Origin of the sequence: Bathymodiolus platifrons methanotrophic gill symbiont (assembly GCF_002189065.1) — a bacterium.
In the GTDB taxonomy this organism is placed as follows: domain Bacteria; phylum Pseudomonadota; class Gammaproteobacteria; order Methylococcales; family Methylomonadaceae; genus Methyloprofundus.
The window spans coordinates 1-3251 of sequence record NZ_BDMN01000424.1 but is presented as its reverse complement, the minus strand read 5'-3'; the positions used below and the strand labels follow the sequence as shown (position 1 = coordinate 3251).

The 3251-nt window shown below is 37.5% G+C and carries 8 protein-coding genes; 2 read left to right on the top strand and 6 right to left on the bottom strand.

The window, feature by feature from the left end:
* Positions 1-338: 338 nt before the first annotated feature.
* From CDZ78_RS18675 to CDZ78_RS18665, 3 genes are all read right to left on the bottom strand, one after another.
* Positions 339-572 carry a hypothetical protein gene (locus CDZ78_RS18675; protein WP_087871324.1) on the bottom strand — a complete coding sequence of 78 codons (234 nt, stop codon included), beginning with the start codon at positions 570-572 and terminating at the stop codon, positions 339-341.
* A 209-nt stretch (positions 573-781) separates the two neighbouring features.
* The gene (locus CDZ78_RS18670; RefSeq protein WP_087871323.1) at positions 782-955 is read right to left on the bottom strand and encodes a type II toxin-antitoxin system HicA family toxin; all 174 of its coding nucleotides are present in this window, start codon (positions 953-955) and stop codon (positions 782-784) included.
* Complete coding sequence (locus tag CDZ78_RS18665) at positions 955-1179, bottom strand: type II toxin-antitoxin system HicB family antitoxin (protein ID WP_244559291.1); 225 nt, start codon at positions 1177-1179, stop codon at positions 955-957. Before CDZ78_RS18665 ends, CDZ78_RS18670 begins: the two co-directional genes overlap by 1 nt.
* Before the next feature lie 202 nt (positions 1180-1381).
* Between CDZ78_RS18665 and CDZ78_RS18660 the strand changes: the two genes are divergently transcribed.
* A complete protein-coding gene (locus tag CDZ78_RS18660; RefSeq protein WP_087871325.1) occupies positions 1382-1663 on the top strand; it encodes a type II toxin-antitoxin system RelE/ParE family toxin in 282 nt (93 codons plus the stop codon).
* A 5-nt stretch (positions 1664-1668) separates the two neighbouring features.
* Positions 1669-1950, top strand: coding sequence for a HigA family addiction module antitoxin (locus CDZ78_RS18655; RefSeq protein ID WP_087871321.1), 282 nt, complete (start codon positions 1669-1671; stop codon positions 1948-1950).
* A 95-nt stretch (positions 1951-2045) separates the two neighbouring features.
* Here the strand turns inward: CDZ78_RS18655 and CDZ78_RS18650 are convergent, their stop codons facing one another.
* The 3 genes from CDZ78_RS18650 to CDZ78_RS21460 form a co-directional block, all read right to left on the bottom strand.
* Positions 2046-2327 (bottom strand): PIN domain-containing protein, encoded by a 282-nt coding sequence (locus CDZ78_RS18650; RefSeq protein WP_087871320.1) that lies wholly within the window; start codon positions 2325-2327, stop codon positions 2046-2048.
* A complete protein-coding gene (locus CDZ78_RS18645; protein WP_087871319.1) occupies positions 2324-2575 on the bottom strand; it encodes a UPF0175 family protein in 252 nt (83 codons plus the stop codon). The genes CDZ78_RS18650 and CDZ78_RS18645 overlap by 4 nt, the downstream gene beginning before the upstream one ends.
* A 101-nt stretch (positions 2576-2676) precedes the next feature.
* Complete coding sequence (locus CDZ78_RS21460; RefSeq protein ID WP_140414213.1) at positions 2677-2871, bottom strand: hypothetical protein; 195 nt, start codon at positions 2869-2871, stop codon at positions 2677-2679.
* Between the last annotated feature and the right edge of the window lie 380 nt (positions 2872-3251).

The window sequence follows — 3251 nt, the reverse complement described above, 5'->3', positions numbered from 1 at the left end:
TGGACGCCCAAAATGAGCTTTCGCAAAAGTAGGGACTCCCCGAACACCTTGTTTTTTTCTGTAGCGAATTCTAAGGGCACAATACTCAGTTACAGCTTACATTTACCTTTTAAAATCTTTGTATTGCCGTAGTTTCTTATTTTAGCGATTACTCTTATTTGTGTACAGGTGTTAATTATTAATTCAAATTTTTAAATTCTGTGTCTGTATCTCATGATTTTGATATTCCCTAAATTCATTTTGATGCTCCAGGCGGTACCATTGATAAGTCTTTTTTAGCCCTTCTTCGGAACCAGAGGGATGTTCAGGTCCCGAATTGCGAATAAACGTAAACAAAATTAACCAGTTAATTTCAATACTCCAACAACTAGACCACCTATTCCGAGCAACATACCAAAACTCCAGCGCATTTGAAGCTTTATTTCTTGGTGTATATCCATGATGGCTTGGCCTTGTTTTTCAAGCTGTTTGTCGATCTGTTCCAATCGTTTATCGACTTGTTCAAAACGTTTATTGAACTCAGCATGCATTTGTTCAAAACGTTTATCTACTAGCTCAAAGTGTTTTTCCATTTGTAAATCAAGGGGTCAGATTTTTTAGCTTAATCCGCTGCATAGTCAGCTCATGGCAAGATTACCGAGAATTGTAATACCTAATCAACCTTTATATAACCAAAAGGGTCAGACTCGATTGATATTGCGGTTTTATTTAAATAAATCTGCTTGGGAGCCAGCTTCCATAAGTTTCATACCGGCTTACACTTATTGCTATTACTTGAGTTTTAACTTAATTTTTTTATAATCGATTTTGCAAGGTTTTCATTTATTTCCCTATGTCTTGAGATAGGCTGAGATTGTTTTGTTATTTCGTTTGTATACCAATCATGCTTTCCTCCGTGTCTTGATAATTTACATCCTACTAATTCTAATTTTTTTATTAAATCTCGCCGTTTCATTAAGCAACCATGAGCTCATCAACTTTTCTACTATAAGGAATCATATCTGCTGCCAAATCTTGCCATAAATCCCTTAAGTTTTCTTTAAGTTCTTCAAGGGTCTCTCCTTGAGTCTCATAATCAGGGTATTGGTTAATGAAACCAATGAAAAAATCATTGTCTTTCCAGTATGTATATTCTATTTTCATATTCGTTCTCTTTGGTGAAAAAAATGTTTCGTCCATTAGGCTACCCCTGTTACGCTAAATGTCAACCAACCTGTCGTAAAATCAAGGGGTCAGCCAGCTTGATTTTTAGTTTAACCCGCTGTATCTGGTACTCCTTTCCATTTCCGAACTTTATTTTTTTAAAAAACTAACAGGCTAAGGTTAAGAACATAAAGTATAACGACTTTCGTTACATGTTGTCATGCGTTATACTTTATCTATGATAGCTAACTTTAAATGTTCAGAGACGGAAAAAATATTTAATGGTATTCAATCCAGAAAATTGCCAGTAAACATTCAGAGTGTAGCCAGAAGAAAGTTAAGAATGCTTAATAATTCGGTAAATCTGGACGATTTACGTATACCACCTGCTAATCGACTGGAATCATTGGAAGGTAAAAGAAAAGGTCAGCATAGTATTCGTATCAATAAGCAATGGCGTGTCTGTTTTGTCTGGAACAATGGCAATCCTGAAAAAGTTGAGATTGTGGATTATCACTAAGGAGAATGAAAATGTTAACTAATATTCATCCTGGAGAGGTTTTATTTGAAGAGTTTTTAAAACCTATGAAAATTAGCCAAAATGCCATTGCCAAAGCTATTAATGTTTCTCCTAGGCGAGTTAATGAGATAGTGCATGGAAATAGAGCAGTAACTGCTGATACGGCAATAAGGCTAGCTAAATACTTTGGAACTTCTGAACAGTTCTGGACAGGGCTACAGGCTGATTATGAGCTGGAAGAAGCACGAAGTCATATCAATCTTGATTCGATTCAGAGAGTAGCTTAATCAATTAAATGCCCCCTTCGACTTCGCTCTATGAACCAAAGGGTTTTAAGTCTTACTCTGCATTTTTAATTCTGCGCCTTAATTCTTATTGTTAATCATTCAGTCTCGTCAGCTAATTCTTGCTTGTAAAGCAACATGGCTTCAGTTTCTCCGGCATCAGCATTTCCATCCAGATAAATAAAATCATGCATATTTACCTTACGAACTTTTTCTCGTAAATAATTTTCTAGTTTTTTTGCTTCTGGTTTATCACTTTTTACTACTTCCAGAAATACAGCTTCCGGCACTGTCACTTCTTTAAAAAGTTGATCTAATAATGTCAGGCTACCGCATACTGAAAGTGCAACAAGTGCTGAACTATCAGCTACTAAAATCATTGACTAGCCATGCTTTCAAGTTCTTCAAGTAACTCGTCTCTAGTAATATTAATTACCGGTATTTGTTCTTCTTTACAACGACTCATAAATTCATAGATATCTAAATTTGCAAGCACAGCTGCTTTAGAGATGGTAACTTGTGCTGTTTTGTACAATCTAAGAGCATATGATAAACACATTTCTTGTTTGACCTGCTGTTCTGACTGCATTGTCATAAAATCATTGGGTAGTTCAATCGCTATTTGCATATTTTCCTCCTAAAAGAAAAAGGGGACAGTAAGTAATTTAGGGTCAGACTCGATTTTAATCGAAAATATTAAGCACTTGTTTGTAAGGTCCCTGTGGGAATTCATACGGGAACGCTCCGCGTTCCGCGACGCTGAGCGTCACAAGCTGCATTCCCACGCTGGAGCATGGGACCGATAAAATAACAGGCGCGCCATGCTACCTCACGAAATTCCGGGACTCCTGTCGCCATAATTCGTTCACCTACGCAGCGGATGGGAGATGCCCTGAACGCCCTGCGTCCGCAACGACTACGCACAAAAGCCGCTTCGTCATTACTACCTCACTGGCTGGACGGCTATTCGGAATGCAATTCTTGCTCCTCTCGCGTGCTGCTAGCACACGTCGAATCAGCGAATTGCCCTGTCGCCTATCAGGGACTAAAAATCACCACTTCGCTAAGCTCCGTTTCCATGATTTTCAGCGTTTGAGCAGAATTTGGGTCACTTTTATTTTGGTTCGTGTTCTTTAAATTCTTTGTATGAATCCCACGCTAAATATCCAATAACACTCATAAATACAAGAGAACCTAAAAACATGATAATTTGATTAAACATCTTTCAACTCCTTAATCTGAAGTTTCCCAATTATTGAGTAGCTGAAATACACAATGCTGGTGTATCGAGGTTTATTTTAGGT